This window comes from Staphylococcus pseudoxylosus (genome assembly GCF_003697915.1).
In the GTDB taxonomy this organism is placed as follows: Bacteria; Bacillota; Bacilli; order Staphylococcales; family Staphylococcaceae; genus Staphylococcus; species Staphylococcus pseudoxylosus.
This window is the reverse complement of the sequence record NZ_RCVN01000001.1, coordinates 344145-370039: the sequence shown is the minus strand read 5'-3', so window position 1 is coordinate 370039 and position 25895 is coordinate 344145. Positions and strand designations below refer to the sequence as shown.

The window sequence follows — 25895 nt, the reverse complement described above, 5'->3', positions numbered from 1 at the left end:
ATCTTTTAAGAGTAATAAGTAATTTTGGATGATGACACTTTTCACGAAAATAATACGCTTACAAACAAAGTGGTTTTTGTTTGTAACTTAATTATAAGATATAAGATTGATTATTTTGATAATTGCGCCAATGATAAAAAACGATGAAAATTTGATTTCACTCTTTTATTTTCTTAAAAATTGTATTAAGATGTAATTTGTGTTTCAAGAAGCGTGTATTATTGCAATTTCTTGTGTCCGGATAAAATATTCTTTAGATGAAAGGTAGATTAAAGTAATGGATAGACAGAATTTCACAGATTTAATTCAAACAAAATTTAAAATGGTACGTATTGAAGCAGGTTATACGCAAGATACGATGGCCCAAACTATTGGTCTTTCAAAAAAGACTTTAGTACAAATAGAAAAAGAAAGAGTACTACCTAACTGGACAACATGTGTCTCAATTTGTGCATTATTTAGAGATTCAGATGTTTTAAATAGTACATTTGGTTGTGATCCTCTAGAAATGGTACAAACTATTTCTCGTAATCACTGTGCATACCCTAACCATTCAACAACAAGTGACATCTACTGGAACACTGTTGATAGCCGTAATGGTTTCATCTTACAAAGCAATAAAGTAAGTGATATTTATCGCGTACTTAACCAAGAAACACAACCAATATTTGGTACTTCTAAATTAAGAGAAGCAGAAACATATTTTGGTAGAATTTCTAAAGAAGAGTTAATGCACGTATAATATTAATTCAATTTGTGATAGAAGAATCATTATTTATATAATTTGGTGACATAGGACTTTAAATTGTATATGAATGATTTAGTCACTATACACTACTTGACCTAAACAAAAGATTTAGGTCTTTTTTTATTTTCAATTGTTTTTTAAAATGAATAAGTGTATTCTTCTACACAATTAAACGATATGTATTGTACAATGTTTAAGAGTGAATTTTTAATAGTAGTACGTTACCAAGTAAAATAAAAAGGAGAAACTTTTATGCATGCATTCTTAATAATTATATTTATGATGATAATTGGTGCATTAATTGGTGGAGTAACGAACGTTATTGCGGTGAAAATGTTGTTCCATCCATTCAAAACATATTATATTTTTAACAAACGCGTGCCATTCACGCCAGGTTTAATACCAAAACGAAGAGCAGAAATTGCTGATAAAATTGGGCAAGTAATTGAAGAACATTTACTTACTGAAAGTATGATTCAGTCCAAATTAAATGCAACAGCGACGAGAACTGCAATAGAGGAAGTCGTACAAAAACAAATTGAGAAATTAAAGGAAGATCGTACATCTTTTGATTATTTAGCGAAAAAAGTGGATATAGATATTGCACAATTGGCAAATGAGAAAATAGAAACGGTCATGTCAGAAAAATTAGAACTGTTTTATTATGATCATAGTCATACTCCAATTGCACAATTAATTCCCGAAGATATTGAAAAAAGTTTAGATAGTAAGGTTGAAGCAGTACCAGAACTACTATTTGATAGAGCGCGTGTCTATTTAAAATCTGAAAAAGGTGCATCTGACATCGCATCAATGTTAGACACATTCTTCAATGAAAAAGGGAAAATTGTCGGGTTACTACAAATGTTTATGACGAAAGAAAGTATTGCTGATCGTATCCAACATGAATTAATCAGATTGACTAATCATCCTAAAGCGAAAGTAATCGCAAATCAAATTATCGCAAATGAATACACAACCTTTAAATCCAAACAGTTAAGTGAAGTGCTAAATGAACAACAATTTCAATCTTTTAAAACATCAGTAACTGATTTAGCAATGGGTTATATGGATATTAATAATATGGCAACGAAACCACTAAATAACCTGATGCCAAACTTTATAGGATTTTTAGAAAATAAAGTGTCACAAAAGCTAACGAATGTGATTATTGAAAATGCATCAAAACATATCTCGCCAATTATGAAGAAAGTTAATTTACGTCAAATGGTTGAACAACAGATTAATACGTTTGATTTAGCATATATTGAAAAACTCATTATAGATATAGCGAATAAAGAGTTAAAATTAATCATGTTATTAGGTTTCTTATTAGGTGGTATGATTGGTTTATTACAAGGGGTAATTGCAATTTTTGTATAACATATTAAATTATGTTATTGTAATATCGATGTGGTTTTCACACATATACAAAAAAGGAGTGAAGCATAGTGGCAGTAAATTTATACGATCATGCAAATCAATTAGAGCAAGCATTAAGAGAAAGTGATGAATATCAAGCTATTCAAAATGCTTATGCAAAAGTTAAAGAAAATCAAGAATCAAAAGATTTATTTGATGAATTCCGTGAAACACAATTAAGTTTCCAACAAAAACAAATGCAAGGTGAAGAAATCGGTGAAGAAGAGCTACAAAAAGCACAAGAACAAGCTCAAAAAATCGAAAATGATTCTAACATTTCTGAATTAATGGCTGCTGAACAAAACATGAGCCAAGTATTCCAAGAAATTAACCAAATCATTGTTAAACCTTTAGATGAAATTTACGCTGACTAATTTTTGTTAGTGTAACGTGTGAAGACTATAATACAACCAAATATTGTGTTGTAGTTTAAATGGAGTGCACAGAAAACTAATTATTTTATAACTAACATTTTGTCATCCATCATGGTAGTAGAGACTATAATTGAAACAGCTAAATTTAAGCGTAATTCCAATGAGTTAATAACTACCAATACAATATTTGAGGCTGAGGCATATATTTATGTGTCAGCCTCATTTTTTTGTGAGTCTTTTTAAAGAGTTTGTGTTAATTAAATAACGGTGGAAATGATCGGGTGCTAAGTCATTTAATAATAATTTGTAATGCTAGCGTCTTGAATGGAGCATCTTTTGTTTTATCGACTGTCTAATAGGCAATGTGGTAAAATATACTAATACAAGGTATTTGTATGCATAAATTTTAGTATTGATTGAAACGTGTAATCTGTTACTGAAATATCCAATGTGCATCAGCTTAAATAAACCTTTCAATAAAGGAGAAAGATACTGTATGGTGAAATTTATTCATTGTGCTGATTTACATTTAGATAGTCCTTTTAAGTCAAGAGATTATCTCAGTCAGCCTATTTTCGAAGATATTCAAAAAAGTGCTTATGAAAGTTTTAAAAAAATAGTGGACTTAGCATTAACCGAAGAAATCGATTTTATGATTATTTCAGGTGATTTATTTGATCAACAAAATCGCACATTACGTGCAGAAGTGTTTTTAAAGGAACAATTCGAACGTTTAGAAAGAGAACAGATTTTTATCTATTTATGTCACGGTAATCATGATCCTTTATCATCGAATATTGGTACTGTGTGGCCAGATAATGTATCAGTTTTCTCTGAAAATGTTGAAACATATCAAACAATAACAAAAAACGGTGAAGAAATTTATCTCCATGGTTTTAGCTATCAAAATGATGCGAGTTATGAGAATAAGCTTGATGCATATCCAACTAGCCAAGGTTATAAAGGTATTCATATAGGCATTTTGCATGGCACATATAGTAAAACTAGTACGAATGACCGTTACACAGAGTTTAGATTAGAAGACTTAAATAATAAATTGTATCATTATTGGGCATTAGGACACATACACGAACGTCAACAATTGAGTGATATGCCACAGATACATTATCCAGGCAATATCCAAGGAAGACACTTTAAAGAACTTGGTGAAAAAGGTTGTTTACTCGTTGAAGGTGACAACTTAAAACTCGATGCTAAATTTGTGCCAACTCAATTTATACGATTTGAGAAAGCTGTTTTAGAAACAAAGGAAACCTCTAAGCAAGGTCTTTTTGATGATATACAAGCATTTAAAACGCAAGTTAGAAAAAATGGTAAAGCGATCTATCAGCTCAAAGTAATAGTAGATTCGGATCAATGGATACCGGAACAAGATATTTTACAAATCCATGAAATGATCAGTGATTACGAGGCTAATGAACATAACTTTGTATTTATTGAAGATTTAACAATCAAGCATAAGTATGATGATCAAAACACATTAGTGAAAGAGTTTTCTCCTGAGTTAATCGAGGACAATACCGTATATGATCAAGCGATGAATGACTTATATTTAAATCCTAAAGCATCTAAGTATTTAGAAAACTATAGCGATTTTGATAGACGAGAACTTATTGAACATGCCGAAGAACTCTTGAAGTCAGATATGAGGGGAGAATAAAATGAAAATTAAATCATTAGAGATTTACGGATACGGTAAATTTATACAAAGAAAGATTGAATTTGATGAATCATTCACTGAAATTTATGGAGAAAATGAATCAGGTAAATCAACTATCCAAGCATTTATTCATTCCATACTTTTCGGCTTCCCAACAAAGAAAGAAAATGAACCACGTTTAGAGCCTCGATTAGGAAACCAATACGGCGGAAAATTAACTTTAATTCAAGATGATGGGTCGTTAGTTGAGGTTGAACGTATTAAAGGCAGCGCAACAGGTGACGTGAAAGTATACTTACCTAACGGAACAATTAAAGATGAAACTTGGTTGAATAAAGAACTGAATTTTATTTCTAAGCGTACATATCAAGGTATTTTTTCTTTTGATGTACTTGGGCTTCAAGATATTCATAAAAAAATGGATGAAACTCAATTACAAAATTATCTGTTACAGGCAGGTGCATTAGGTTCAACAGAATTTACAAGTATGCGCGAAATATTAAGTAATAAAAAAGAAATGTTATATAAGAAAAATGGTCGTAATCCTATCATAAATCAACAATTAGAACAGCTGAAAGAACTTGAAGGACAAATTCGAGAAGAAGAAGCAAAGTTAACTTCATATAAAAGGTTAGTTGACGATAAAGATAAAGCTGAACGTAGGTTAAGTAATTTAAAGCAAAATTTAACGCAATTATCTAAAATGCATGAGCAGAAACAAAAAGAGATTGCATTACATGAACAGACTCAAGAATGGAAACAACTAGAAACCCAATTAAATATTGAACCGATAGTGTTTCCAGAACAAGGTATTGATCGTTATGAATCTGCAAAAATACAAACACAAAATTTAAAACGTGATATTGGTTTACGTGAAGAACGCTTAGCACATTTAAAAGCAGAAAATGAAAAAGTAAATGTGCCAAAACAAAGTGATATAGACGCGTTTAATCATTTACATCAACAAGAAAATGAAATTAAACAAAAAGAATATGAACTAAAAGCTGTAGAAAAAGAAATTCAAGACAAAACGCGTGAAAAATCAGGGCTAAGTTCAAATATTGGTTGGCAAGATGTTCATCATCAAGTAGACGATTCTGAAGCAATGAAAAGTCACGTAAGTAATCAAATTAAAAACAAGCAAGAACAAACTGCATATATACAACAACTTGAACGTAACATTGAAGAAAATAAAATTGATAAAGACACAAACAACGCAGAAATAGAATCATTAGAAGCGGACATTGTTCCAGAAGAAAATTTTGAAAAGAAAAAACAATACAATAAAAGAGTATTTGAATTACAAGAAAAAAATAACCTCTATCAAAAAATGAAAGAGGCATTTGATACTGAACAACGTGAAAATGAGAAAAAACAAAATTTATTACGTATAGGTCTAATGGTATTAGCAGTAATAGGAATTGGTTTAACAATCTTCTCATTTATATCAGCAAATATTATATTCGGTGTCGTATTCGCTATTTTATCTCTTGTCTTTATCGTAGGTATATTCTTTGTAAAAACAAAAGAAATTGGCCATAGCGAAACATTTTCAAAAGAGATTGATGATTTGCAGCATCAAGTGAATCATTTAGAGGACAATTATGACCTTGATTTTGACTTGGATGATCAATATAGAGTGCGTGAACAGTATCAAACTGCAATTAAAACAAAGGACGCAATCGATAAAAAAGCAGCTTATTTAGAAGACACATTAGAGCAAGCTAAACAACAGTATCAAACTGCGCAGAACAATATTAATGACGTTAAATCAGATTTGTTCTTATCGAACAAAATGTCTGATGAATTAATTATTGATAGCATTAATACAATGAATAAAATTAAAGAACATGATGTTCATATTACTGAACTTCATAAAAAAGCACATGAATTACAACAACAATTAGATGAATTTTATGCCCATGCGCAAGAAATTACCAAAAATCAATTTTCATATTTTAACGAGTTGTCATTGTTCCACGATATAAGACAATGGCTAAAAGAAGAAACAAGTAATTTAGATAAGTGGAATAGAAACAATGAACAAATTAAGTTGATTGAAAGTGAAGTTTCACAACTTCATAATAGACTGAATGAAAATAGTAATGTAATTTCACAATTATTTAATTTTGTTAATGTGAATGATGAAGAGTCTTATTATCAACATCATGTTCAACATCAAAATTACCATCAACAGATGGCACGTTTTAATGATTTATCAAAATACCTAGAAAATCAAAATTACAATTATGATTCTAGTTCTAGGTTGAGTGAGAAAACTTCTGCACAATTAACTAATGAAGATGAAGTACTCGCACGTCAAGTGGATGATTATAATAATCAATATTTAGAGCTACAGTCACAGGTAAGTGATTTAAATGCTAAAATTACAGATATGGAGACAGATAAAACTTTAGCTGATTTAAGACATAGATTCCATATACTTAAGAACAAAGTAAATGACGAAGCTAAAGATTGGGCTAGTCTTAGTTATCTACAAGCTTTAGTTGAAGGGCATATTAAGCAAATTAAAGATAAACGTTTGCCACAAGTGATAAACGAAGCAACAAATATCTTTTCGCATTTAACAAATGGTCATTATGTGCAAGTCACATATGCTAATGACGATTTAATGGTAAAACAAGCAAATGGACAGATGTATGAGCCTGTAGAGTTAAGTCAGTCTACGAAAGAAATTTTATATATTGCATTACGTTTGAGTTTAATTCAAACTTTAAAACCGTATTATCCATTCCCAATTATTATTGACGACGCTTTTGTGCATTTTGATAAATATAGAAAAGATATCATGATGAATTATTTAAGACAAATGCCAAGCAGTTATCAAATTTTGTATTTTACATGTGTGAAAGATACGAGTGTGCCTTCAAAACAAATTATTACTTTAAATAAAATCGAGGAAGGCGGTAAATAATGAGAAATGTTGAAAATTTAAATCCTGGAGATTCAGTGGATCATTTTTTCTTGATTCATAAAGCTACACAAGGTGTAACTGCTCAAGGTAAAGATTATATGACGCTTCATTTACAAGATAAAAGTGGTGATATTGAAGCGAAACTTTGGACTGTAAGTAAAGAAGATATGAAAGTATTAGAGCCTGAAAAGATTGTACACGTTACAGGCGATATTATAAATTATCGTGGCCGTAAACAAATGAAAATTAATAAAATAAAATTGGCTGCACCTGAAGATAATATGAAAACACAAGATTTTGTAGATGGTGCACCTATGACACCTGATGAAATTCAAGAAGAGATTTCACATTATATGTTAGAAATTGAAAATGCGACTTTACAACGTATTACGCGTCATTTAATACGTAAACATCAAGAAGCATTCTTTACATTTCCGGCTGCAAGTACTCACCATCACAACTTCTCAAGTGGTTTAAGTTACCACGTGTTAACAATGTTGCAAGTAGCTAAATCAATATGTGATATTTATCCATTATTGAATCGCAGCTTATTATATAGTGCTATTATTTTACATGATTTAGGTAAAGTAAGAGAATTAAGTGGACCCGTAGCTACATCTTATACGGTTGAAGGAAATTTATTGGGGCACATTTCGATTGCAAGTGATGAAGTAGCTGAAGCTGCTAGAGAATTAAACATTGATGGTGAAGAGGTATTGTTATTACGTCATATGATTTTAGCGCATCACGGTAAAATGGAATTTGGATCACCTAAATTACCACACATGAAAGAAGCTGAAATATTGTTCTTTATTGATAATATAGATGCGAAAATGAATATGTTTGAAAAAGCATTTAAGAAAACAAACAAAGGACAATTTACGGAACGTATCTTTGGATTAGATGGCAGACAATTTTACAATCCGACATCTCTAGATTAATAGTTAAAGCTAGCATATTTTCTTGAAATAGCTTGATGAAAGAAGTTTTTAAATTAAATATTGAGAGTGGGGCTACGATTACATATAAAAATGGGTGCGTTGTCCTACTCTCATTTTTATGTATTGCTTTTCTTTACAATATATAAAAAGAGGTTAGGAATTTTCCTAACCTCTTTTTTAAAATTACTATTGTCCTGTAGACATGCCAGCACCACTTTGTTGCATCATTTGCTGCTGTTGTTGTTGCTGTTGTTGTTGTTTAATTTTCTCAGGATCCAATATGGAATCTTCGATTGCTTTTTTGATATCTCTATCTTTGTAATCTACTTTATATTCATCCAATAGCTCTTTATAAGCATCTGTTAATAATTTAGGTTCTTTTTGAACTTTAGATTGAATTAATTGTGCTTTAAGTTTACCTTTTTCTTTATCAAAATCATCTTGTTTATCTGCTTTAATGATGTGATAGCCATAATCAGTTTTGACTACATCAGAAATGTCACCTTCTTTAAGCTTGAAGAGTGCTTTTTCAAATTTATCTTCCATTTGACCTTTGGTAACATAACCTAAACTTCCATCTTTTTTAGCTGAGGATTTATCCATTGATTCTTTTTTAGCAATTTCGCCAAATTTATCTGGATCTTTCTCAACTTGTTTTTGGATTTTTTCTGCTTTAGCTTTAGCATCTTTATCCGATAAGCCTTCTTTATCATCTTTGTTTTCTTTAACTTTAATTAAGATGTGAGAGCCTTTTTTAGTATCTTCTTTTATTTCTTTATCTGAAATATCTACTTTGTCATTAAGCAATTCTTTTTGATAAGCTTGTAATTTTTTCTGTTCTTTGTAATCGCCTAGAGACATTTTTTGTTGTTTCAACATACTTTCAAATTGGTCTTTACCACCATATTGTTTTTGCTCTTTTTCAACTTCTTTATCAATATCTTTAGTGTTTACTTCATCTTTATATTTATCAGCCAGTAGTTTATTTAATAAAATAGAGAAAGAACTGTTAGCAATTTGTTCATCGCCAATTTTATTCATAACATCTTCTACTTTAACGTCACCAGCTTTGGAAGAAATGATTGTATCTTCTTTTGAATCTGTTGCACTGTTACCACACGCCCCCAATAATAAAGCACTTGCTGTAACAGGAAGTATAACTTTTTTCAATGTTTTCATGGTTGGAAACTCCTTTTGTAAGAATAACAACGTAAATATAACATATTATGGTGTAATCACCAATTAGAAACACAATTTCTAAGACTATAGTATGAGTTTGTTTATAAAAAAGACAACAAAATCAAATTACAAAAATAAGATTTTGTTGTCCCATTAGACAAAAATATTTTAATTTGTAAAAACGCGTTAAAAACAGCTTTTGAAATAACAAGTTATCATTGTGATAGCAATGATTTTGAAACATTAGTATGAGTTATATATGACGTTCATGTCTTGATTCAACTTTATTTAATATATTGATACCTGTTTGATGTTCTTCAATGTAAGTTCCTTCGTTTGAAAATATAATAATCTTTAAATATAGAAAATCCATTACTGAATAGCCCATGTTTAAGGCAATAAGAAACATTAGATAATGTCCATACTGCGGGAATAAAGTGCTTAAATAAGCGCAAACAGAAGTGATTATAATAACTGGTGTCATCAAATCAAAACAAAAATAATACTTGTTTACAGGCGTGTTCACGTACGTGTTATAAAAAGGGATGTTTTTTTGTTTTAATAACTTATACTTTTTAAATGATTTATAGTACGGAAACAAAAAGAATAAATGAATTGCTTTATGAATAGGGTATAAAACTAATACGAGTAACAAGAAAATTAAAAAATATTTATCTGTTAACTTTGTATTTGAAAAGAAGTATAAAATTTCATAAGCAATGAGAAATGTAATGATTGTTGTGACTAAACTAAGAAAAGCAATCCTAGGTAAACCAAAACGCGCATTAATATCTATTTGCCGTGTACAAAGATACATGATTCGGTCATACTCCTTTATATTATAATTCGCATGCTATATACTTTCGTATTATCTATCTTAATAGAACAAACGTCAAGACAAATTTGTTTCTAGTATTTACACCTAAATTTAAGACTTATATTACGGTTTTTTGCCTGTATAGCTAAAGATTAAAAAAAGAACTGCAACTCACACCAATAAAAGGTGAGTTGCAGTTCAGAAATGTTAGGAACAGACTTTAAACCAAGCCGCGATTAACTTAATTATCTTTTTCGAATGCTTTAGTAATTTCATCTCCGCGGTTTTGAAGGTTTTCTATATGAGATTGTAGTTTTTCGATATTAGGGTCTATGTCTGATTTGAAATCACCAATCATTGTTTTAACTTCATCACCTATTGAACTACCAAATTCAGTACCTTCAGACTTTATTTGAGCAATATAGTTAGTGATGTCATTTATACTTTGCTTAATTGTATTGATTTCTCTATCAAACTCAGACTCAGCGCCCACTGGTTTCTTTGCGTGTTCAATATATTCATTAGAATCTTTTTTGTCACGATTCATCAACGCTACGCCTAGACCAGTAGCAACGCCAGCACCTAGACCTAATAATATTTGAGCTGTTTTCATAAAAATTCTCCTCATTTCTAAATAATATCTCAACGGTTAATAATTTTTATATACCCCATATGTTATAAGGTAAGCATTTTTAATCGAAGTGAGCAGCTATCTCTTCTGCAATTTTTGCCTTTTGTTCATCATCGATACTTTCTGCATGTGTTTCCCATTTATAACCAAATCCATCCACATCGTTTTCGTATCTTGGTAATAAATGGAAATGAAGATGGAAAACAGATTGATCGGCAAATTCGCCATTATTTTGTATAATATTTAAACCATCAGGGTTAAAAGCTGATTTTATAGCATTTGCTACTTTTGGTAAAGCAACACCGATATGTGTCATAGTTTTACTATCAGTTTCAAAAATATTTGCAGATGCTTTCTTTGGTATTAATAATGTGTGACCTTTTGTAACTTGTGAAATGTCTAAGAATGCATATACGTATTCATCTTCATATACTTTATAACTCGGAATTTCACCATCAATAATTTTACTGAAGACTGTTTCTGACATAAAAGCTTCACTCCTTGTAAGATTGTTACTGCCTATTATAGCATTACTATATTATTCACGTCAGTTTTCGCAATAAATTTATACCTAAAGCTTAATTTTTGATACAATATCATTTGTGGAGGTGCCATATGACAGTAAAAGTAGAACATTTAACAGGCGGATATGGTAAACGACCTGTAATTAAAAATATAAATTTTGAACTCAATCAAGGAGAAATTGTTGGTCTTATTGGGTTGAACGGTGCAGGAAAGAGTACAACAATTAAACATATGTTAGGGTTATTGACGCCAATGGAAGGTAGTCTAACTATTTCAGATATCAACATCAATCAAGATGTAGAGACTTATAGAAGGAAACTATCGTATATTCCTGAATCACCAGTTATATACGAAGAACTAACATTACAAGAACATATATATATGACGGCTATGGCTTACAACATTAGTAGGGAAGAAGCAATGGAACGAGCTCGCCCATTACTCAAGACTTTTAGATTAGAAGATGAGTTAGATATCTTCCCAAGTCATTTCTCTAAAGGTATGAAACAAAAAGTAATGATCATCTGTGCATTTATAGTAGATCCTGAACTATATATTATTGATGAACCATTTTTAGGTTTAGATCCTTTAGGAATTCAATCAATGTTAGATCTAATGGTTGAGAAAAAGAATGAAAATAGAACAGTTTTAATGAGCACACACATTTTAGCAACTGCGGAAAGGTATTGCGATCGATTTTTAATCATGGATGAGGGAGAAATTGTTGCTTTTGGAAATTTGGAAGAACTTCGTAAACAGACAGGGTTAGAAGGTAAAACATTAGATGAGATTTACATCCATGTAACACAAGGTGGCAATAATACATGACACAGAATGCTAAGCAATTGTTTTCTAGTAGAAAAAAGGAAATCACTAAAGAAAAGCAATATTATAATAAATTTATTTTCAATGGCCATTTTTCAGTATTTCTTGTAATTTTATTAGGTGCATTTATATTAGGATATGGTGATTGGTTAAAGTCTATACCGCAGCATATTAATTATGCTTTGATTGCGAGTGTTATTGTGGCAATGACCTCAATGTTTCCGTTAAGGACTTTACTGAAAGATGCAGACAGGTTATTTTTATTACCCTTCGAAAAAAATATGGAAATATACATGGCACAATCACTAGTTTATAGTTATTTTTCTCGAATAGGACTTCAGCTTTTAATTTTAATCGTACTATTTCCATTGTTTTTTGTAATAAATAACCGATCATTTGAATTTTATATACTGTTTGCTGTGTTAATGCTAGTTATGCCTTATTTAGGATTATTAGTGAAATGGCAATGGTATAAGTATAAATTAGAAAGTTGGTCTCTTCATCTTGTGTTATTTATCGTTTATGCTTCGGGGTATTATGTCGCGTTAGATGCAAAACATTTATCTAGCTTAACTTCTATATTCGTATTAATTGGATTAGCCATTTTGCTTAAATACCAAAATAAAAATCAATTATTCCCTTGGGAAAGAATGATTAAATCAGAACAACAACATCATATGAATTATTATAAATTTGTAAATATGTTTACCGATGTTAAGCATTTAAAGGAAACGGCAGTTCGTAGGAGTTATCTTGATCCATTGTTAATCACGCCGAAAAATAAGAAATTTAATGAAAACTATATGTATCTTTATTTGTTTATTAGAAGTTTTGCAAGAGGGAAAGATGCCTTTAACATCATATTAAGATTAGTTGTATTAGCGATGATTTTAATGTTTTGGTTAGATCAACCATTCATTACACTAATCATAGGTAGTCTTTTTATGTATATCATTTTATTACAAATGGCTCAGTTTTATACGCAGCAAGCTTATGGCTTGTGGCCACAAGTTTGGCCGAGTCCAGATACTAAAGTAATAAAAGGCTATGAACAATTTTTATATAGGCTCATGTTTATTGTTGGGGTATTGTTTGTAATCGTTTATGCAATCACATTACCGATGTATAGCTATTATGGCTTGTTATTCTTCTTGGTAGGGTGGTTAACCATTAGAAATGTGGTCAAAAAACTTAAATATCAAGAATCATTATTAAAAGATTAAAAAAGTGGTCGTTACTCAATACATCATTAAATGAAATGAGCAACGACCATTTTATTTTGATTATGATCTTTACGAAAAATTAGTTATCATCGATTGGGAAGAGATATCTTTCGAAATAACTTGAATGTTGACCGCTAGAGCCAAAGAATTGACTAAGCGCAAGTTTATCAAAATTATCTTTGAAAACAGATGAAGCTTTAAAGTCTTCATAAGCTGTTCTACTTTCAAAACCAAAGTAAATCTTATAAGTTAACCCATGCTCTGGTTTTAAGAAACGGTAGCATCTATAACCTGCAAATTGTTTGAAATCAGTAGTTAAACTTTCTAATCTTTTTTCAAGTTGATAAGCATGATCTTCTGATGTCGGTACAAAGATTACAGAATAAAAATGGTTTTCGTTTAAGTCTCCCTCAGACTCAAGGATGTTATAAATTAAAGGCTGTTTTAATACTGATTTTTCATCTGTTTCTTCCAAAATTACTGAAGAATCAGATGCAGAAAATTGTAATAAGTTATGGTCGGGATTATTTAATCTAATTTGATTTAAATAACCAAACGTCCCATAAGATGCAAAAATTTTCATAAAGATTTTCCCCCTTGCTTTGTTTATGAAAGTATAGTTGATTACTATACCTTACTATAGATATATCTAGTTTTTCAAATAGATATAAAATAAGCTTTGATAACATTATAATTGATTTCTATTATAAAACAATAGTCAAATGATTAAATCGTGAAAAGCTAACAGTTTGTCTTTTTTATGACATTTAAGCACAATGAAATACGAGTAATAATGCAGTATGGTATTATAGATAAGAATGATTACAATGTAGGAGGATTACAAGGTGCATAATAAAAATAATACAATCCTAAATATGATTAATGGTGAATCTGTGTCGCACACGCCAGTATGGTTTATGCGACAAGCAGGGAGGTCACAACCTGAATATAGAAAATTAAAAGAAAAATATTCATTATTTGAAATTACGCACCAACCAGAATTGTGTGCATATGTCACACATTTACCTGTAGATAATTATAATACAGATGCAGCAGTACTTTATAAAGATATTATGACGCCATTACAACCGATTGGTGTAGACGTTGAAATAAAATCAGGGATTGGTCCTGTTATTCATAATCCAATAAAAAATATTCAAGATGTTGAGAAACTAGGCACTATAGATCCCAAACGAGACGTACCATATGTTTTAGATACAATTAAATTATTAACTGAAGAAAAATTAAATGTACCTTTAATAGGTTTTACTGGTGCGCCATTTACTTTAGCAAGTTATATGATTGAAGGTGGACCTTCAAAAAATTATAATTTTACAAAGGCAATGATGTATAGTGACGAAGCAACATGGTTCGCATTAATGGATCATCTTGTAGACATGTCTATTACTTATACTGCCGCTCAAGTAGAAGCGGGCGCCCAAATCATTCAAGTATTTGATTCTTGGGTGGGTGCATTAAATGTTCAAGATTATCGTTATTATATAAAGCCAGCTATGAATAAATTGATCAGTGGTATAAAAGCAAAATATAATGTACCAGTTATTTTGTTTGGAGTTGGCGCGAGTCACTTAGCTGATGAATGGAATACTTTACCAATTGATGTTTTAGGTTTAGATTGGCGTTTATCTATTAAAGAGGCAAATGCGATGAATATTAATAAAACGTTACAGGGTAATTTAGACCCATCTCTGTTATTAGCACCTTGGGACGTTATAGAAGAAAGGCTAAAAGTGATTTTAGATCAAGGTATGGCGCACGGGAAACATATTTTTAATTTAGGTCACGGTGTCTTTCCAGAGGTGAAACCTGAAACTTTAAAACGAGTTACTACGTTTGTACATGAATATACACAAAGATAGTACGACATAAACTTTGGCTACCAAGATTTACAAATACTTATGTCATATACATCTAAAATTTATTATACAAGAGGATGATTTTAAAATGACAAAAACGATAGGCTTATTAGTAATGGCTTACGGTACACCATATAAAGAGAGTGATATTGAACCATATTACACTGATATTAGACATGGTAAAAAGCCGTCTGATGCAGAGTTACAAGATTTAAAAGATAGATACCAATTTATAGGAGGACTGTCTCCTTTAGCAGGTACGACAAATAGACAAGCTGAAGCTTTACGAGACGCGCTCAATGAAGCATATGATGATGTGCAATTTAAACTTTATATAGGCTTGAAGCACATCTCTCCATTTATAGAAGATGCAGTACAATCAATGCATAAAGATGGTATAGATGAAGCAGTTACGGTTGTATTAGCGCCACACTATTCAAGTTTTTCAGTGGGATCTTATAATACACGTGCCCAAAAAGAAGCAGATAAATTCGGTATACAATTTAAACATGTAGCTCATTATTATCAACAGCCTAAATTTATACAATACTGGACTGAAAAAATTAATGAAACACTAACAAGAATCCCTCGTGAAGAGCACGATGAAACTGTCTTAGTAGTATCGGCTCATAGCTTGCCTAAAGGATTGATTGAGAAAAATAATGATCCTTATCCGAATGAATTACATCATACGGCACAATTATTAGAGGAACAATCAAATATTATTCATGTGGCAGAAGGATGGCAATCTGAAGGTAATACGGGCACGCCATGGTTAGGACCTGATGTTCAAGATTTGACGAAATCTTTGTATGAAACACATGGATACAAGCATTTCATATATACACCAGTAGGATTTGTTTGTGAACATTTAGAAGTATTATTTGATAACGATTATGAATGTAAAGTGGTTTGTGATGAACTAGGCGTAAATTATTACCGACCTTCAATGCCGAATACAGATCCATTGTTTATCGGTGCCATCGTTGATGAAGTTAAAAATGTTTATTAAAGGAAGCGTGAATTAATTTGGGTAAAAGTATCGCAATAATTGGTGCTGGTATTACAGGACTATCTAGTGCTTATTTTATTAAAAAATTACGTCCCGATGTAGATGTAACTATATACGAATCTTCTAATAGAACTGGTGGAAAAATCCAAACATATAGAAAAGATGGTTATACTATTGAGTTAGGCCCAGAATCTTATTTAGGTCGTAAACAAATTATGACTGATATCGCTCAAGAGATTGGTTTAGAAAATGATTTGATTACCAATCAAACAGGACAGTCTTATATCTACGCAAAGAATAAATTATTTCCAATACCTGGTGGGTCTATACTAGGCGTACCAACAGATATAAAACCATTTTTAAAGACAAAGTTAATCTCTCCCAAAGGAAAAATACGTGCTGGATTAGATTTATTTAAAAAGCCAATAGAAATGGATGAAGATATTTCTGTTGGTGCATTTTTCCGAGAACGTTTGGGTGATGAGGTACTAGAAAATCTAATAGAGCCTTTAATGGGTGGTATTTATGGTACAAATATTGATGATTTAAGTTTAATGAGTACTTTTCCGGAGTTTAAGCATAGAGAAGAACAATTTGGTAGTTTGATTAAAGGCATGAGACATGAAAAAATACAGCGCCAAAAGCAACGTCAATTATACCCGGGCGCGCCTAAAGGGCAATTTAAACAGTTTAAACATGGACTTAGTTCATTTATAGAATATTTGACTGAATATGTTGTCAATCAAGGTGTTGAAATTAAATATCAAACGCCAGTTAAAGATATTATAACTTCACAAAATAATTACGAAGTTATCAGTGGAGAAAATAAAGACACTTACGATAGTGTGTTAGTGACCACGCCACATCAAACATTTATGCAATGGTTTGGAAATGATCCTGCATTTGATTATTTTAAATCTATGGATTGTACAACAGTAGCAACTGTTGTATTGGCGTTTGATGAAAAGAATATTGAAAACACATATGATGGTACTGGGTTTGTCATTGCACGTACAAGTGAAACCGACATAACAGCTTGTACATGGACAAGTAAGAAATGGCCATTTACGACACCTGAAGGCAAAGTACTTATACGTGCTTATGTAGGTAAGCCTAATGATACAGTTGTAGATGATCACACAGATGAAGCATTAGTTAATATTGTTAAAAAAGATTTAAACCAGATGATGACATTTAAAGGTGCTCCAGACTTTAGCATTGTAAATAGACTTCCTAAAAGTATGCCACAGTACCATGTTGGTCATATCAATAAAATTAGATCAATACAAACACATATTAAACAAAATTATCCAAAACTACGTATTACAGGTGCATCATTCGAAGCGGTAGGTTTACCTGATTGTATTCAACAAGGTAAAAATGCGGTAGAAGAGTTATTGGCAGAATTATCATAATTAAATAACAGCAATTAACCGTACCATCTATTTATCAAATAGTAATATAGATGATACGGTTTTTTATTATGGCTATATAATTATTTAAAATTCAAATTAATCTATGAGATAATGAAACAGTTGCAAAATTAGCGTAATAAATAGCTAATGTGATTCAGATGAAGTGGGGGATATTTATGACTGATATCGTAATAGTACATTCAAAATATGGTGATGCATCAAATCATTGGTATGATTGGTTAGCAAATAACCTTACGTTAGAAGGCTATAATGTAACATTATTTAATTTACCATATGAAAAAGATAGCGAAATCGAAAAATGGGTAAGTGAAATGAAACAACAAATTCAAATTAATAAATATGAAACTTATTTTGTTACACATGGCTTTGGTACTTTAGCATCATTAAAATTTATTGAAGAAGTAGATGCAAATTTTATAGAAGGTTTGTTTAGTATTTCAGGATTTATGGAAGATGCTCGAGTGCCAGATGAATTAGCTCACACTGAAAAATTTCAAATCGATTATGAACGAGTTAAAGACAAAGTGGAATCTTTTTATGGTTTGTGTGCCAAGGACGATAAATGCGTATCATATGAAGAAACTAAAAGGTTAATGGATACATTAGGTGGAAAATGCAAAGTGACAGAATATGGCGGGCATTTTATGGAGGATGATGGATTTACAACATTTACAAGATTGCAAAGTAAAATGCAAGGTATTATGAGTCAATAAATAACAATCTTAAATCGAGTTATTTAGGTGGAAGGTCTCTATCTATCTGAATTAATATTAAGCTTTTTGATTGAGAAAATGTCTAAAAACTATAAATAAATTGATGAAGTCACTAATTGTTTATATAAAAAGGGAACTAAAATTAAAATAATATTATTATAAACCATTTTTACACAAATTAGTTTTTAAAAGCCATTGACTAAACCATGAAATCTTTATATACTGAGTTAGTCTTATTTGATAGGTGATGTGCAAACAGCTACTATCATACTTAATTTTAAAAACTTGTTAAGCCAATGTAAATTAATTTAAAAAAACGTTGACATTAAGTTAACATTTATGGTATATTTAATTGGTAGTCGTCATTAATAATATTAACGCGGGATGGAGCAGTTCGGTAGCTCGTCGGGCTCATAACCCGAAGGTCGGTGGTTCAAATCCGCCTCCCGCAATTTTTAAAGGTCCCGTAGTGTAGCGGTTAACACGCCTGCCTGTCACGCAGGAGATCGTGGGTTCGAATCCCATCGGGACCGCCATTTTTAATTATGGTTCAGTAGCTCAGTTGGTAGAGCAATGGATTGAAGCTCCATGTGTCGGCAGTTCGACTCTGTCCTGAACCATTCTTTTGATTTTTACTTTGGCGGTTGTGGCGAAGTGGTTAACGCATCGGATTGTGGTTCCGACACTCGTGGGTTCGATTCCCATCATCCGCCCCATAATCGTTAAAATGCGGGTGTAGTTTAATGGCAAAACCTCAGCCTTCCAAGCTGATGTTGTGGGTTCGATTCCCATCACCCGCTCCATTATAATTATTCCACAGTAGCTCAGTGGTAGAGCTATCGGCTGTTAACCGATCGGTCGTAGGTTCGAGTCCTACCTGTGGAGCCATGGCCCCGTGGTCAAGCGGTTAAGACACCGCCCTTTCACGGCGGTAACACGGGTTCGAGTCCCGTCGGGGTCATACAAACAGAAGTGAAATATCGCTTCTGTTTTTTTATATGGAGAGTTGTCCGAGTTGGCCGAAGGAGCACGCCTGGAAAGTGTGTAGGCGCCACAAGCGTCTCGAGGGTTCGAATCCCTCACTCTCCGTTAATTCGATATTCCTCGTTATACTTCGTTAATAAAAACGTTGGTATAACGGGGTTTTCTTGTATCTCGATATACTTCGTTATATACCGTAATTATACTTTTGCGCCAACGATACGCCAATTTTGGAATTTGATTTATACCATTACGCCAACGATGTTGGCATTGCTTCTAATGCAGTCATAGCCTTGTCTTTTTCAATTTCTGCTGTTTCATCTAATAAATGAGAATATACACCCATTGTTGTTTTGATATTACGATGTCCTAATCGTTTTGAAATATAATATATTGATACACCATTATGAAGTAGATAAGAACAGTGGGTGTGTCTGATAGAGTGTAGGGTATATTTGCCTAGTTTGTTTTCTAAGCAATATTTTTGCAAAACTTTAGTCACTGCATTGTTTGTAATTAAAGATGTACCTGTGTTAAATAATTGACCACTCATATTAGTCGGCATATTTGATAGGGCAGTTTCAATGTACTTCATATCCATTTTAGGAATGTCTATTGTTCTATCTGATGTTTCAGTTTTTGTTCCAGGTAGGTGAATAGTGTTATTTACGAAATTGAAGTCAGTTTTATTTAATCTTTGTACTTCTCCAAATCTTCCACCAGTTATAATAAGTAAATATATAAACAGATAGGATTGTTTATATGTGCCACGTACATAGTCTTTTAAGCCATTGAACTCTTTTATACTCATAAACTTGTCTTCTTCTCGTTGTGTTGGTCTACTGCCTTTTACAACAGCTTTATAAGTAGGGTCTTTTAACATCAAACCTTCTTGTATTGCATCTTCAATTGACGCTTTAATACAGTTGTGGACTTTTCTAACTGATTCGGTTGCATGCGTTTCACCATACCATTTAATAAACTTACGATATAAAGTGGTGTTGAAATTATCCATTCGTATATCTGTAATCATTTCAGTTTCTAAAAATAATTTTAATTGATTAATAGCATTTACAAATGTTTGATAGGCACGATCAGTGATAACACCTTTTTTATTTACATCAATCCATTGATTATAATATTCAATAAACGAACTTTTATTATTGATAATCACACCTTGCATAAGTTGATTTTTCGCTTGTGTTTCGCCTTCAGTAGCTTCTCGTTTGGTCTTGTATCCTTGCTTACGATAACGTTTACCTTCGTGACCGAAGTAATATCCCCATTTACCGTTGCTATATTTCTTGACTGTCATAGTTATTCCTCCTTAACCAAATTAAACAATATTACGACGGAGAAATTCCAAAAGGTTCAAAAGTTGTAAGTGATTCAAACAATAATAACAAACCTGCAACTAACACAGGTTGGCAACAAAATGAACACGGTACTTGGTATATGTCAGAACAAGCGACTTTCAAAGTAGGCAGTGAACAAATAGCAGTACACATGATTGGTCCGTTTGTTAATATGGCAATTAGTGGATGGTTACAACCTGGTGAATCAATTAAATATGATGAAGTAATGTTACAAGATGGTCACGTATGGGTTGGTTACGACAGTTATAATGGAAGAAGGTATTTACCAATTCGTACATGGAACCGCGTAGCGCCTCCTAATCATGGCGTGGGTTCATTGTGGGGAGTAATTAAATGATTTGAAAGTTAAATTTATAGTGATAAAATAAGGGTATGGTTAGAACATTCGTTTTAACTTATCCTTTTATTTGTGACGGACACCTCTTTAAGAGGTGTCTTTTTATGTTATAATAATGCTCATACCATAAGCTAGCTTGTGTATTAACCATAAAAAGGCAGGTACTTCTGTGTCTGTCTTTTTTTGTGTTATAATATATTCACATGTACATATTATAAAATGATAATGATTATTACCTATTAAACTACCTAAACATGTCACTGGGTGGTTATTTCATGTCAGTAAAATTGACATAAATTTTTCAGAATTAAGTCTTTGTTATATACTAATTTTGGCTAGTATAAACTAGTACATTTTGCCACATGTTTAATGATATATTTTTAACAGTCTGTTTTCCTCAGACTGTTTTTATTTATTTAAAAATTCATTAAGTACAGGGTTGTTGTCTTCTTTTTCAATAACTGTCGATACATCGTCAGTTAATTCATCTTTTGTATCTATTATTTCTTCTTCGATTAAACTTTCCACTCTATTAGCAACTTCTTTTTTATTCCAACCTATTTTTTTAATTTCACTTTTGTAATTCATATACACTCTCCTTGGTTGTCTGAATTTATGTTAGGATTAAGTATAATTTATTATAAGAAAAAAAGAAATCTAAATTAAACTGAATTTAGTGAAATTCAAAGAAAAGATATAAAGGAGTTAAGACAGACCTGCCAATTCAATATGAGCTTAATCACCGATTTTATTTAAAATTTTATGTTTACAAACTAGGATGTTACAGATTACAAGCGCTTTCTTAGATGAAAAAGACTATAGATGATATTATAAAGTTAGTTAAAAAATTATAATATTGGAGGATGATTTATGATGAATAAAACAGCTGTTATTACGGGTTCTGCAGGTGGTTTAGGTAAAGGAATAGCAGAAAGACTGGCAAATGATGGTTTTAATTTAATAATACAAGATCTTAATGAAGAACTCCTTTTAGAAACAGAAAAAGAATTTAAGAACAACGGTTTTAATGTTGCCGCATTCAAAAGTGATGTTTCGGTAAAAAAAGACCAAAAAGAATTAGTACAGTTTGCAGTTACGGAGTTTGGTCAGATAGACGTTTTTGTTAATAACGCTGGAGTAGATGCTGTTTCTCCATTTTTAGAAATAGATGAAGAACAGCTTAGTAAACTTTTCAATGTAAATGTTTATGGTACAGTGTTTGGGACGCAGGCCGCAGCAGAGCAATTTAAAAAACAAAATACAGGTGGTAAAATTATAAATGCATGTAGTATTGCTGGGCATGAATCTTATGAAATGTTAGGAACATATTCAGCTACTAAACATGCGGTTCGTTCTTTTACACAGACTGCGGCTAAAGAATTAGCTCAAGATGGTATTACAGTTAATGCATATTGTCCTGGCGTTGCTAAAACGAAGATGTGGGATCGTATCGACGAAGAAATGGTTAAATATAACGATGATATGGAGCCTGGAGATGCATTCGAAGAATTTTCTTCTGCAATAAAATTAGGAAGATATCAAGAACCAAGAGACGTAGCTAATTTAGTATCTTTCTTAGCTTCAGAAGGTTCTGGTTATATTACAGGTCAGTCTATTCTTACTGATGGTGGTTTAGTATATAGATAACACGAACTATATTTGACACCTCTTTACGAGGTGTCTTTTTTGTGATATAAATATTTTAAGCAATATACTATTGCTAACCAACGCAAGTATACCTTACTAAAAGAAGCAGGCACATTGTCCCGTGTCTGCTCCTTTTTTATTACATACAGATTATATAATATTCTGATTTATAAGTTTACTTCTAGATAATTAATAATTGCTTGCTTAGCGTAGTTATTATCAATTACGCCTTTATCTAGTGAATCCTCTATAGACCTAACATACTCCACTAATTTAGAATTCATTTTTTCTTTAGTTTTCTTAGTAGGTTGGCTAACTAAGATTTCATACTCATAATCTATACTTTCAGCTTTTATTTCTTCTATCTCATACGGAGTTAAACTATTTACGTCTACACCTTCCGTTATTTCCTCAATAGCATCAAAATACTGTTTATTGTAATAATTAATAGGTACTTCTGTATAATTGGTAGCTACTTTGTAATTAGGATTGCTTTTTTGCATTTCAAATAATATTTCTCTCAGTTCATCCACGTAAGATGATATTTTGGTTCTAGCGTGATAAAATCTGCTTTCCCCTGGTGACAAATAAATCTCACTTTTTCTACGTCTTTCAAACAGTTCCTCTAACGTTTCAAAAGCTAAGTTATCATTTTCTATTTTTATTATTCGACTTTCTATATCATCAAAATCATATACTTCAGGTTCAGGTACTGGTTTAGAAGGTTCTTCAATTTCTGAAAGTTTTATAAGTGGTTCCTCTATAATACCTTCAGATACCCTGTACTTTTTAATGATTTTATGCTGCTGTACACTACTTAAATTCAGGTACTGCTCTTTGTCTTCTTGGCTCAAAGTATTTAAATAATCATTTTCATCTTTTAATTCAGTTTCTACAGCAAAGTATTCAATATCCTCGCCGTTAAATTTATTCAATTTACTACGCTTTTTGAAAACTTTATAATTTAGATACTCATCTTTTTCTGATTTATCTAATTTTTTTAAATATTGAGATTCAACATCTAACTCTTTGTTTGTTAAATCATATCTAATTTTTTCCATCAGAAATGACCTCCTTTTCATTTCGTTAAGCGGGGGTATACTTATTAAATTAATTATATTTGCAAAAGTGGAAAAAGTAAATATAATTTATGATATATGTTTACACATGCGAACGAATGTTCTATTATATTCATGAGGTGATACTATGAAAATAATAAATCCTGACGCACCAGATGAATATAAATACGAAACTGATTACCGTAAAATACCTAGAGAGTATCTTAATCCACGTATACCCAAAGGGCGTGGTATGGTTAAGTGGCAAGCCTTTAACACACTGCCTGAACAATATGAGCAACTAGAGCAATACATACAAGACCAAAACAAGATTGATAGACCGTCACTAAGCGACCACCAATTAAATGATTTAAATGATAAGTTAATATTTAAAATGTATCATGACCCTACAATTGAATTACGTTATTTTGTGGATGGGTATATTAAAACTAAAGAGGGTTACATTCATAAAGTAGATGTTCACACACAAACATTACATTTATATGAAGAAACTGGATTAAGTAAAGTTAATTTGAAAGATATTGTGGAGATAAAATAAATCAAAAAAATGTGAATAAAACGCTTGATTACTTTACGAATGTGTAGTATAATTATATATGTAAGGTTGAGATACACCTTACAGACTTCAAGTGAAAGGAGGGTAAAGCCTTGAGCCACTTGATAAAAATAGCGCTAGAGCAACCAATATCACTTTTGATACTGATTTCCCCAGCGCTATTAAAACAACTAAGACTATGGCATCTATGTTATCTAAACGCCAATAAAGATAACCAAGACAAGTAATCAACTGGAGCCTTCGGGCTCCTCCTTACACTTGAAGTATATTACATTTATCGGAGGTTTTCAAATATGACATTTCAAATGTATCTATCAATATTTATTTTATGCCTACCGTTGTTATTATTCGTAGGAAGAAAAACACATTTGTATTTTTTGAATAAAAAGATAGAGCGTGATAATTATGAGTGAATACAAACAGACAATCAAAAAACTAATAGAAAGTGATTTAACTGGTTATCAGATATATAAGAGCACAGGTATTAGCCAGACGGTTATATCTACATTGAGAAATGGAAATCGTGATATAGACAATTTGACTTTAAAGACAACTGAAAAACTATACGAATACGCAAAAACCCATCTAAATGAATAGGTAGATTTTCTGAAGTTCAAAGTCAATAAAGCAATTGAATAAAGTTGAAAATTTTAATAGACTAAAAAAAGGAGGTGTTTAAATGCTTAATGTGGTATTAAGCGTACTATTTATAGTAGCATTCATTATTATATGTTTGTTATTTCAAGTATCTGTAGGTAAGTTTCAACAAAAAAGGAGAAGTTTTTCAGATAAAGAAGTGAAAATTGATAATAAAAGCCTATGGGTAGGCTTTTATTTTTATTTGTTTCTAGGTATATTAATAGTAATAGTCCATGTATTTAATTAAATACATGGACTATTACATTATTTATGACCTGCTTCTTTATTTCCATTTGGATAAGTTGTAGAAGTTATCCATTTTGCAGTTCCTGCTTTTTTAGTTTTACTTTTGTTTTTATATAATGTTGCATGATGTTCTATTTGACCTGCTTTATTAATGTATTGTTTATCTGTTATGTATACAGTTTTTATGCCACTTAGACCTGCAGATAGGTGTCCACCGACAGTTCCTGCAACTATTGCACCTGCTCCTCCGGTTGCTAAGTATCCTAAACCTCCGGCAGCTGCATATCCAACTGACTTAGTTGCAAAATCACTTGCAGCAGTAGATCCATTAACTGTAGTGAAATATTTAAACCCTTTACTGGCAGCTTGAGCTTCATGATTAGATGAAGTTATAGGGTTTGCTGGTGTTTCTGGCATAGCAATTGCTACTGAAGATAATAAAATCACACCACTAATAGTACTTATAAATTTCTTTTTAATAATTCCAACTCCATTCTTCCTTGTGTTATTTAGATTTATTTAACATAATCTTTTGTGAGTTTAACAAAACAACATATTACTTTCAATATTTAAAATAATAAATTGAGCTTTTTAAGTAATTTTTAGGAGTGGGGAAGAAGTTCTTTTTGTCTTGATTCTATTATAAATACACAAGCCCACCTAAATGAATAGGTGGGTTGTTTATAAACGGACAA

Annotated in this window: 27 protein-coding genes and 8 tRNA genes; 26 read left to right on the top strand and 9 right to left on the bottom strand. The window is 31.4% G+C overall.

What is annotated here, in order from left to right:
* Positions 1-277: 277 nt before the first annotated feature.
* The 6 genes from xdrA to yhaM all read left to right on the top strand — a co-directional run bounded on the left by xdrA (position 278) and on the right by yhaM (position 8101).
* Positions 278-742: an XRE family transcriptional regulator XdrA gene (gene xdrA, locus D9V42_RS01910; protein ID WP_017723171.1), complete on the top strand. Its 465-nt coding sequence runs from the start codon at positions 278-280 to the stop codon at positions 740-742.
* Positions 743-1000: 258 nt separating this feature from the next.
* Positions 1001-2131, top strand: coding sequence for a DUF445 domain-containing protein (locus tag D9V42_RS01905; RefSeq protein ID WP_122062772.1), 1131 nt, complete (start codon positions 1001-1003; stop codon positions 2129-2131).
* A gap of 68 nt (positions 2132-2199) precedes the next feature.
* Positions 2200-2544 (top strand): YlbF/YmcA family competence regulator, encoded by a 345-nt coding sequence (locus D9V42_RS01900; RefSeq protein ID WP_002482889.1) that lies wholly within the window; start codon positions 2200-2202, stop codon positions 2542-2544.
* A gap of 496 nt (positions 2545-3040) precedes the next feature.
* Positions 3041-4225: a metallophosphoesterase family protein gene (locus D9V42_RS01895; RefSeq protein WP_122062770.1), complete on the top strand. Its 1185-nt coding sequence runs from the start codon at positions 3041-3043 to the stop codon at positions 4223-4225.
* 1 nt (position 4226) lies between these two features.
* Complete coding sequence (locus D9V42_RS01890; protein ID WP_122062768.1) at positions 4227-7160, top strand: ATP-binding protein; 2934 nt, start codon at positions 4227-4229, stop codon at positions 7158-7160.
* Positions 7160-8101, top strand: coding sequence for a 3'-5' exoribonuclease YhaM (gene yhaM, locus D9V42_RS01885; protein ID WP_122062766.1), 942 nt, complete (start codon positions 7160-7162; stop codon positions 8099-8101). The genes D9V42_RS01890 and yhaM overlap by 1 nt, the downstream gene beginning before the upstream one ends.
* Before the next feature lie 186 nt (positions 8102-8287).
* Here the strand turns inward: yhaM and prsA are convergent, their stop codons facing one another.
* From prsA to D9V42_RS01865, 4 genes are all read right to left on the bottom strand, one after another.
* Complete coding sequence (prsA, locus tag D9V42_RS01880; protein WP_017723165.1) at positions 8288-9280, bottom strand: peptidylprolyl isomerase PrsA; 993 nt, start codon at positions 9278-9280, stop codon at positions 8288-8290.
* A gap of 253 nt (positions 9281-9533) precedes the next feature.
* Positions 9534-10097, bottom strand: a complete 564-nt coding sequence (locus D9V42_RS01875; RefSeq protein WP_122062764.1) for a DUF3267 domain-containing protein — start codon at positions 10095-10097, stop codon at positions 9534-9536.
* A gap of 241 nt (positions 10098-10338) precedes the next feature.
* A complete protein-coding gene (locus D9V42_RS01870; RefSeq protein ID WP_107530990.1) occupies positions 10339-10710 on the bottom strand; it encodes a YtxH domain-containing protein in 372 nt (123 codons plus the stop codon).
* A gap of 79 nt (positions 10711-10789) precedes the next feature.
* The gene (locus D9V42_RS01865; RefSeq protein WP_122062762.1) at positions 10790-11215 is read right to left on the bottom strand and encodes an HIT family protein; all 426 of its coding nucleotides are present in this window, start codon (positions 11213-11215) and stop codon (positions 10790-10792) included.
* 128 nt (positions 11216-11343) lie between these two features.
* On the opposite strand from D9V42_RS01865, the gene ecsA reads away from it, so the two are divergent.
* Complete coding sequence (gene ecsA, locus D9V42_RS01860) at positions 11344-12081, top strand: ABC transporter ATP-binding protein EcsA (RefSeq protein WP_122062760.1); 738 nt, start codon at positions 11344-11346, stop codon at positions 12079-12081.
* Complete coding sequence (ecsB, locus tag D9V42_RS01855; RefSeq protein WP_122062758.1) at positions 12078-13301, top strand: ABC transporter permease EcsB; 1224 nt, start codon at positions 12078-12080, stop codon at positions 13299-13301. Before ecsA ends, ecsB begins: the two co-directional genes overlap by 4 nt.
* A 79-nt stretch (positions 13302-13380) precedes the next feature.
* Here the strand turns inward: ecsB and D9V42_RS01850 are convergent, their stop codons facing one another.
* Positions 13381-13884, bottom strand: coding sequence for a signal transduction protein TRAP (locus D9V42_RS01850; protein ID WP_107530994.1), 504 nt, complete (start codon positions 13882-13884; stop codon positions 13381-13383).
* A 262-nt stretch (positions 13885-14146) separates the two neighbouring features.
* On the opposite strand from D9V42_RS01850, the gene hemE reads away from it, so the two are divergent.
* The 12 genes from hemE (at position 14147) to D9V42_RS01790 (ending at position 19428) form a co-directional block, all read left to right on the top strand.
* Complete coding sequence (gene hemE, locus D9V42_RS01845) at positions 14147-15181, top strand: uroporphyrinogen decarboxylase (protein WP_122062756.1); 1035 nt, start codon at positions 14147-14149, stop codon at positions 15179-15181.
* Between the two features lie 85 nt (positions 15182-15266).
* Positions 15267-16190 (top strand): ferrochelatase, encoded by a 924-nt coding sequence (hemH, locus tag D9V42_RS01840; RefSeq protein ID WP_122062755.1) that lies wholly within the window; start codon positions 15267-15269, stop codon positions 16188-16190.
* A 17-nt stretch (positions 16191-16207) separates the two neighbouring features.
* The gene (hemY, locus tag D9V42_RS01835) at positions 16208-17605 is read left to right on the top strand and encodes a protoporphyrinogen oxidase (protein WP_122062753.1); all 1398 of its coding nucleotides are present in this window, start codon (positions 16208-16210) and stop codon (positions 17603-17605) included.
* A 176-nt stretch (positions 17606-17781) separates the two neighbouring features.
* Positions 17782-18339, top strand: coding sequence for an alpha/beta hydrolase (locus D9V42_RS01830; protein ID WP_122062751.1), 558 nt, complete (start codon positions 17782-17784; stop codon positions 18337-18339).
* 378 nt (positions 18340-18717) lie between these two features.
* Positions 18718-18791: transfer RNA gene (locus D9V42_RS01825), tRNA-Met, on the top strand.
* A gap of 8 nt (positions 18792-18799) precedes the next feature.
* Positions 18800-18875, top strand: a tRNA-Asp gene (locus D9V42_RS01820).
* Positions 18876-18886: 11 nt separating this feature from the next.
* Positions 18887-18959 (top strand) — tRNA-Phe (locus tag D9V42_RS01815).
* 20 nt (positions 18960-18979) lie between these two features.
* Positions 18980-19055, top strand: a tRNA-His gene (locus tag D9V42_RS01810).
* Between the two features lie 13 nt (positions 19056-19068).
* Positions 19069-19142: transfer RNA gene (locus D9V42_RS01805), tRNA-Gly, on the top strand.
* Positions 19143-19152: 10 nt separating this feature from the next.
* Positions 19153-19227 (top strand) — tRNA-Asn (locus D9V42_RS01800).
* A 1-nt stretch (position 19228) separates the two neighbouring features.
* Positions 19229-19300 (top strand) — tRNA-Glu (locus tag D9V42_RS01795).
* A gap of 39 nt (positions 19301-19339) precedes the next feature.
* A tRNA-Ser gene (locus D9V42_RS01790) sits at positions 19340-19428 on the top strand.
* Between the two features lie 142 nt (positions 19429-19570).
* On the opposite strand, the gene D9V42_RS01785 is transcribed toward D9V42_RS01790, so the two are convergent.
* Positions 19571-20635: a tyrosine-type recombinase/integrase gene (locus tag D9V42_RS01785; protein WP_122062749.1), complete on the bottom strand. Its 1065-nt coding sequence runs from the start codon at positions 20633-20635 to the stop codon at positions 19571-19573.
* A gap of 140 nt (positions 20636-20775) precedes the next feature.
* On the opposite strand from D9V42_RS01785, the gene D9V42_RS01780 reads away from it, so the two are divergent.
* Positions 20776-21033 (top strand): SH3 domain-containing protein, encoded by a 258-nt coding sequence (locus tag D9V42_RS01780; RefSeq protein ID WP_122062747.1) that lies wholly within the window; start codon positions 20776-20778, stop codon positions 21031-21033.
* Positions 21034-21441: 408 nt separating this feature from the next.
* Here the strand turns inward: D9V42_RS01780 and D9V42_RS01775 are convergent, their stop codons facing one another.
* Entirely contained in the window at positions 21442-21621 is a 180-nt protein-coding gene (locus tag D9V42_RS01775) for a hypothetical protein (protein WP_107543235.1), read from the bottom strand.
* 285 nt (positions 21622-21906) lie between these two features.
* On the opposite strand from D9V42_RS01775, the gene D9V42_RS01770 reads away from it, so the two are divergent.
* A complete protein-coding gene (locus D9V42_RS01770) occupies positions 21907-22680 on the top strand; it encodes an acetoin reductase (protein WP_122062812.1) in 774 nt (257 codons plus the stop codon).
* Positions 22681-22847: 167 nt separating this feature from the next.
* On the opposite strand, the gene D9V42_RS01765 is transcribed toward D9V42_RS01770, so the two are convergent.
* A complete protein-coding gene (locus D9V42_RS01765; RefSeq protein ID WP_122062745.1) occupies positions 22848-23741 on the bottom strand; it encodes a hypothetical protein in 894 nt (297 codons plus the stop codon).
* A gap of 145 nt (positions 23742-23886) precedes the next feature.
* Here D9V42_RS01765 and D9V42_RS01760 point away from each other — a divergent pair, with 145 nt between their 5' ends.
* From D9V42_RS01760 to D9V42_RS01750, 4 genes are all read left to right on the top strand, one after another.
* A complete protein-coding gene (locus D9V42_RS01760) occupies positions 23887-24297 on the top strand; it encodes a YolD-like family protein (RefSeq protein ID WP_122062743.1) in 411 nt (136 codons plus the stop codon).
* A 311-nt stretch (positions 24298-24608) separates the two neighbouring features.
* On the top strand, positions 24609-24728 hold the full coding sequence (locus D9V42_RS15625; protein ID WP_318756250.1) for a hypothetical protein: 120 nt from the start codon (positions 24609-24611) through the stop codon (positions 24726-24728).
* Complete coding sequence (locus D9V42_RS15390) at positions 24721-24912, top strand: hypothetical protein (RefSeq protein ID WP_122062741.1); 192 nt, start codon at positions 24721-24723, stop codon at positions 24910-24912. The genes D9V42_RS15625 and D9V42_RS15390 overlap by 8 nt, the downstream gene beginning before the upstream one ends.
* Before the next feature lie 82 nt (positions 24913-24994).
* Positions 24995-25201 (top strand): hypothetical protein, encoded by a 207-nt coding sequence (locus tag D9V42_RS01750; protein WP_101094540.1) that lies wholly within the window; start codon positions 24995-24997, stop codon positions 25199-25201.
* Between the two features lie 17 nt (positions 25202-25218).
* Here the strand turns inward: D9V42_RS01750 and D9V42_RS01745 are convergent, their stop codons facing one another.
* Positions 25219-25647 carry a hypothetical protein gene (locus tag D9V42_RS01745; RefSeq protein WP_122062739.1) on the bottom strand — a complete coding sequence of 143 codons (429 nt, stop codon included), beginning with the start codon at positions 25645-25647 and terminating at the stop codon, positions 25219-25221.
* Positions 25648-25895 lie beyond the last annotated feature (248 nt).

Bases quoted from the DNA above. Each gene is read 5' to 3' on its own strand.
- xdrA (WP_017723171.1), top strand. From the start codon at position 278: ATGGATAGACAGAATTTCACAGATTTAATTCAAACAAAATTTAAAATG.
- D9V42_RS01905 (WP_122062772.1), top strand. From the start codon at position 1,001: ATGCATGCATTCTTAATAATTATATTTATGATGATAATTGGTGCATTA.
- D9V42_RS01895 (WP_122062770.1), top strand. From the start codon at position 3,041: ATGGTGAAATTTATTCATTGTGCTGATTTACATTTAGATAGTCCTTTT.
- D9V42_RS01890 (WP_122062768.1), top strand. From the start codon at position 4,227: ATGAAAATTAAATCATTAGAGATTTACGGATACGGTAAATTTATACAA.
- yhaM (WP_122062766.1), top strand. From the start codon at position 7,160: ATGAGAAATGTTGAAAATTTAAATCCTGGAGATTCAGTGGATCATTTT.
- prsA (WP_017723165.1), bottom strand. From the start codon at position 9,280: ATGAAAACATTGAAAAAAGTTATACTTCCTGTTACAGCAAGTGCTTTA.
- D9V42_RS01875 (WP_122062764.1), bottom strand. From the start codon at position 10,097: ATGTATCTTTGTACACGGCAAATAGATATTAATGCGCGTTTTGGTTTA.
- D9V42_RS01870 (WP_107530990.1), bottom strand. From the start codon at position 10,710: ATGAAAACAGCTCAAATATTATTAGGTCTAGGTGCTGGCGTTGCTACT.
- D9V42_RS01865 (WP_122062762.1), bottom strand. From the start codon at position 11,215: ATGTCAGAAACAGTCTTCAGTAAAATTATTGATGGTGAAATTCCGAGT.
- ecsA (WP_122062760.1), top strand. From the start codon at position 11,344: ATGACAGTAAAAGTAGAACATTTAACAGGCGGATATGGTAAACGACCT.
- ecsB (WP_122062758.1), top strand. From the start codon at position 12,078: ATGACACAGAATGCTAAGCAATTGTTTTCTAGTAGAAAAAAGGAAATC.
- D9V42_RS01850 (WP_107530994.1), bottom strand. From the start codon at position 13,884: ATGAAAATTTTTGCATCTTATGGGACGTTTGGTTATTTAAATCAAATT.
- hemH (WP_122062755.1), top strand. From the start codon at position 15,267: ATGACAAAAACGATAGGCTTATTAGTAATGGCTTACGGTACACCATAT.
- D9V42_RS01830 (WP_122062751.1), top strand. From the start codon at position 17,782: ATGACTGATATCGTAATAGTACATTCAAAATATGGTGATGCATCAAAT.
- D9V42_RS01785 (WP_122062749.1), bottom strand. From the start codon at position 20,635: ATGACAGTCAAGAAATATAGCAACGGTAAATGGGGATATTACTTCGGT.
- D9V42_RS01780 (WP_122062747.1), top strand. From the start codon at position 20,776: ATGTCAGAACAAGCGACTTTCAAAGTAGGCAGTGAACAAATAGCAGTA.
- D9V42_RS01775 (WP_107543235.1), bottom strand. From the start codon at position 21,621: ATGAATTACAAAAGTGAAATTAAAAAAATAGGTTGGAATAAAAAAGAA.
- D9V42_RS01770 (WP_122062812.1), top strand. From the start codon at position 21,907: ATGAATAAAACAGCTGTTATTACGGGTTCTGCAGGTGGTTTAGGTAAA.
- D9V42_RS01765 (WP_122062745.1), bottom strand. From the start codon at position 23,741: ATGGAAAAAATTAGATATGATTTAACAAACAAAGAGTTAGATGTTGAA.
- D9V42_RS01760 (WP_122062743.1), top strand. From the start codon at position 23,887: ATGAAAATAATAAATCCTGACGCACCAGATGAATATAAATACGAAACT.
- D9V42_RS15625 (WP_318756250.1), top strand. From the start codon at position 24,609: ATGACATTTCAAATGTATCTATCAATATTTATTTTATGCCTACCGTTG.
- D9V42_RS15390 (WP_122062741.1), top strand. From the start codon at position 24,721: ATGAGTGAATACAAACAGACAATCAAAAAACTAATAGAAAGTGATTTA.
- D9V42_RS01750 (WP_101094540.1), top strand. From the start codon at position 24,995: ATGCTTAATGTGGTATTAAGCGTACTATTTATAGTAGCATTCATTATT.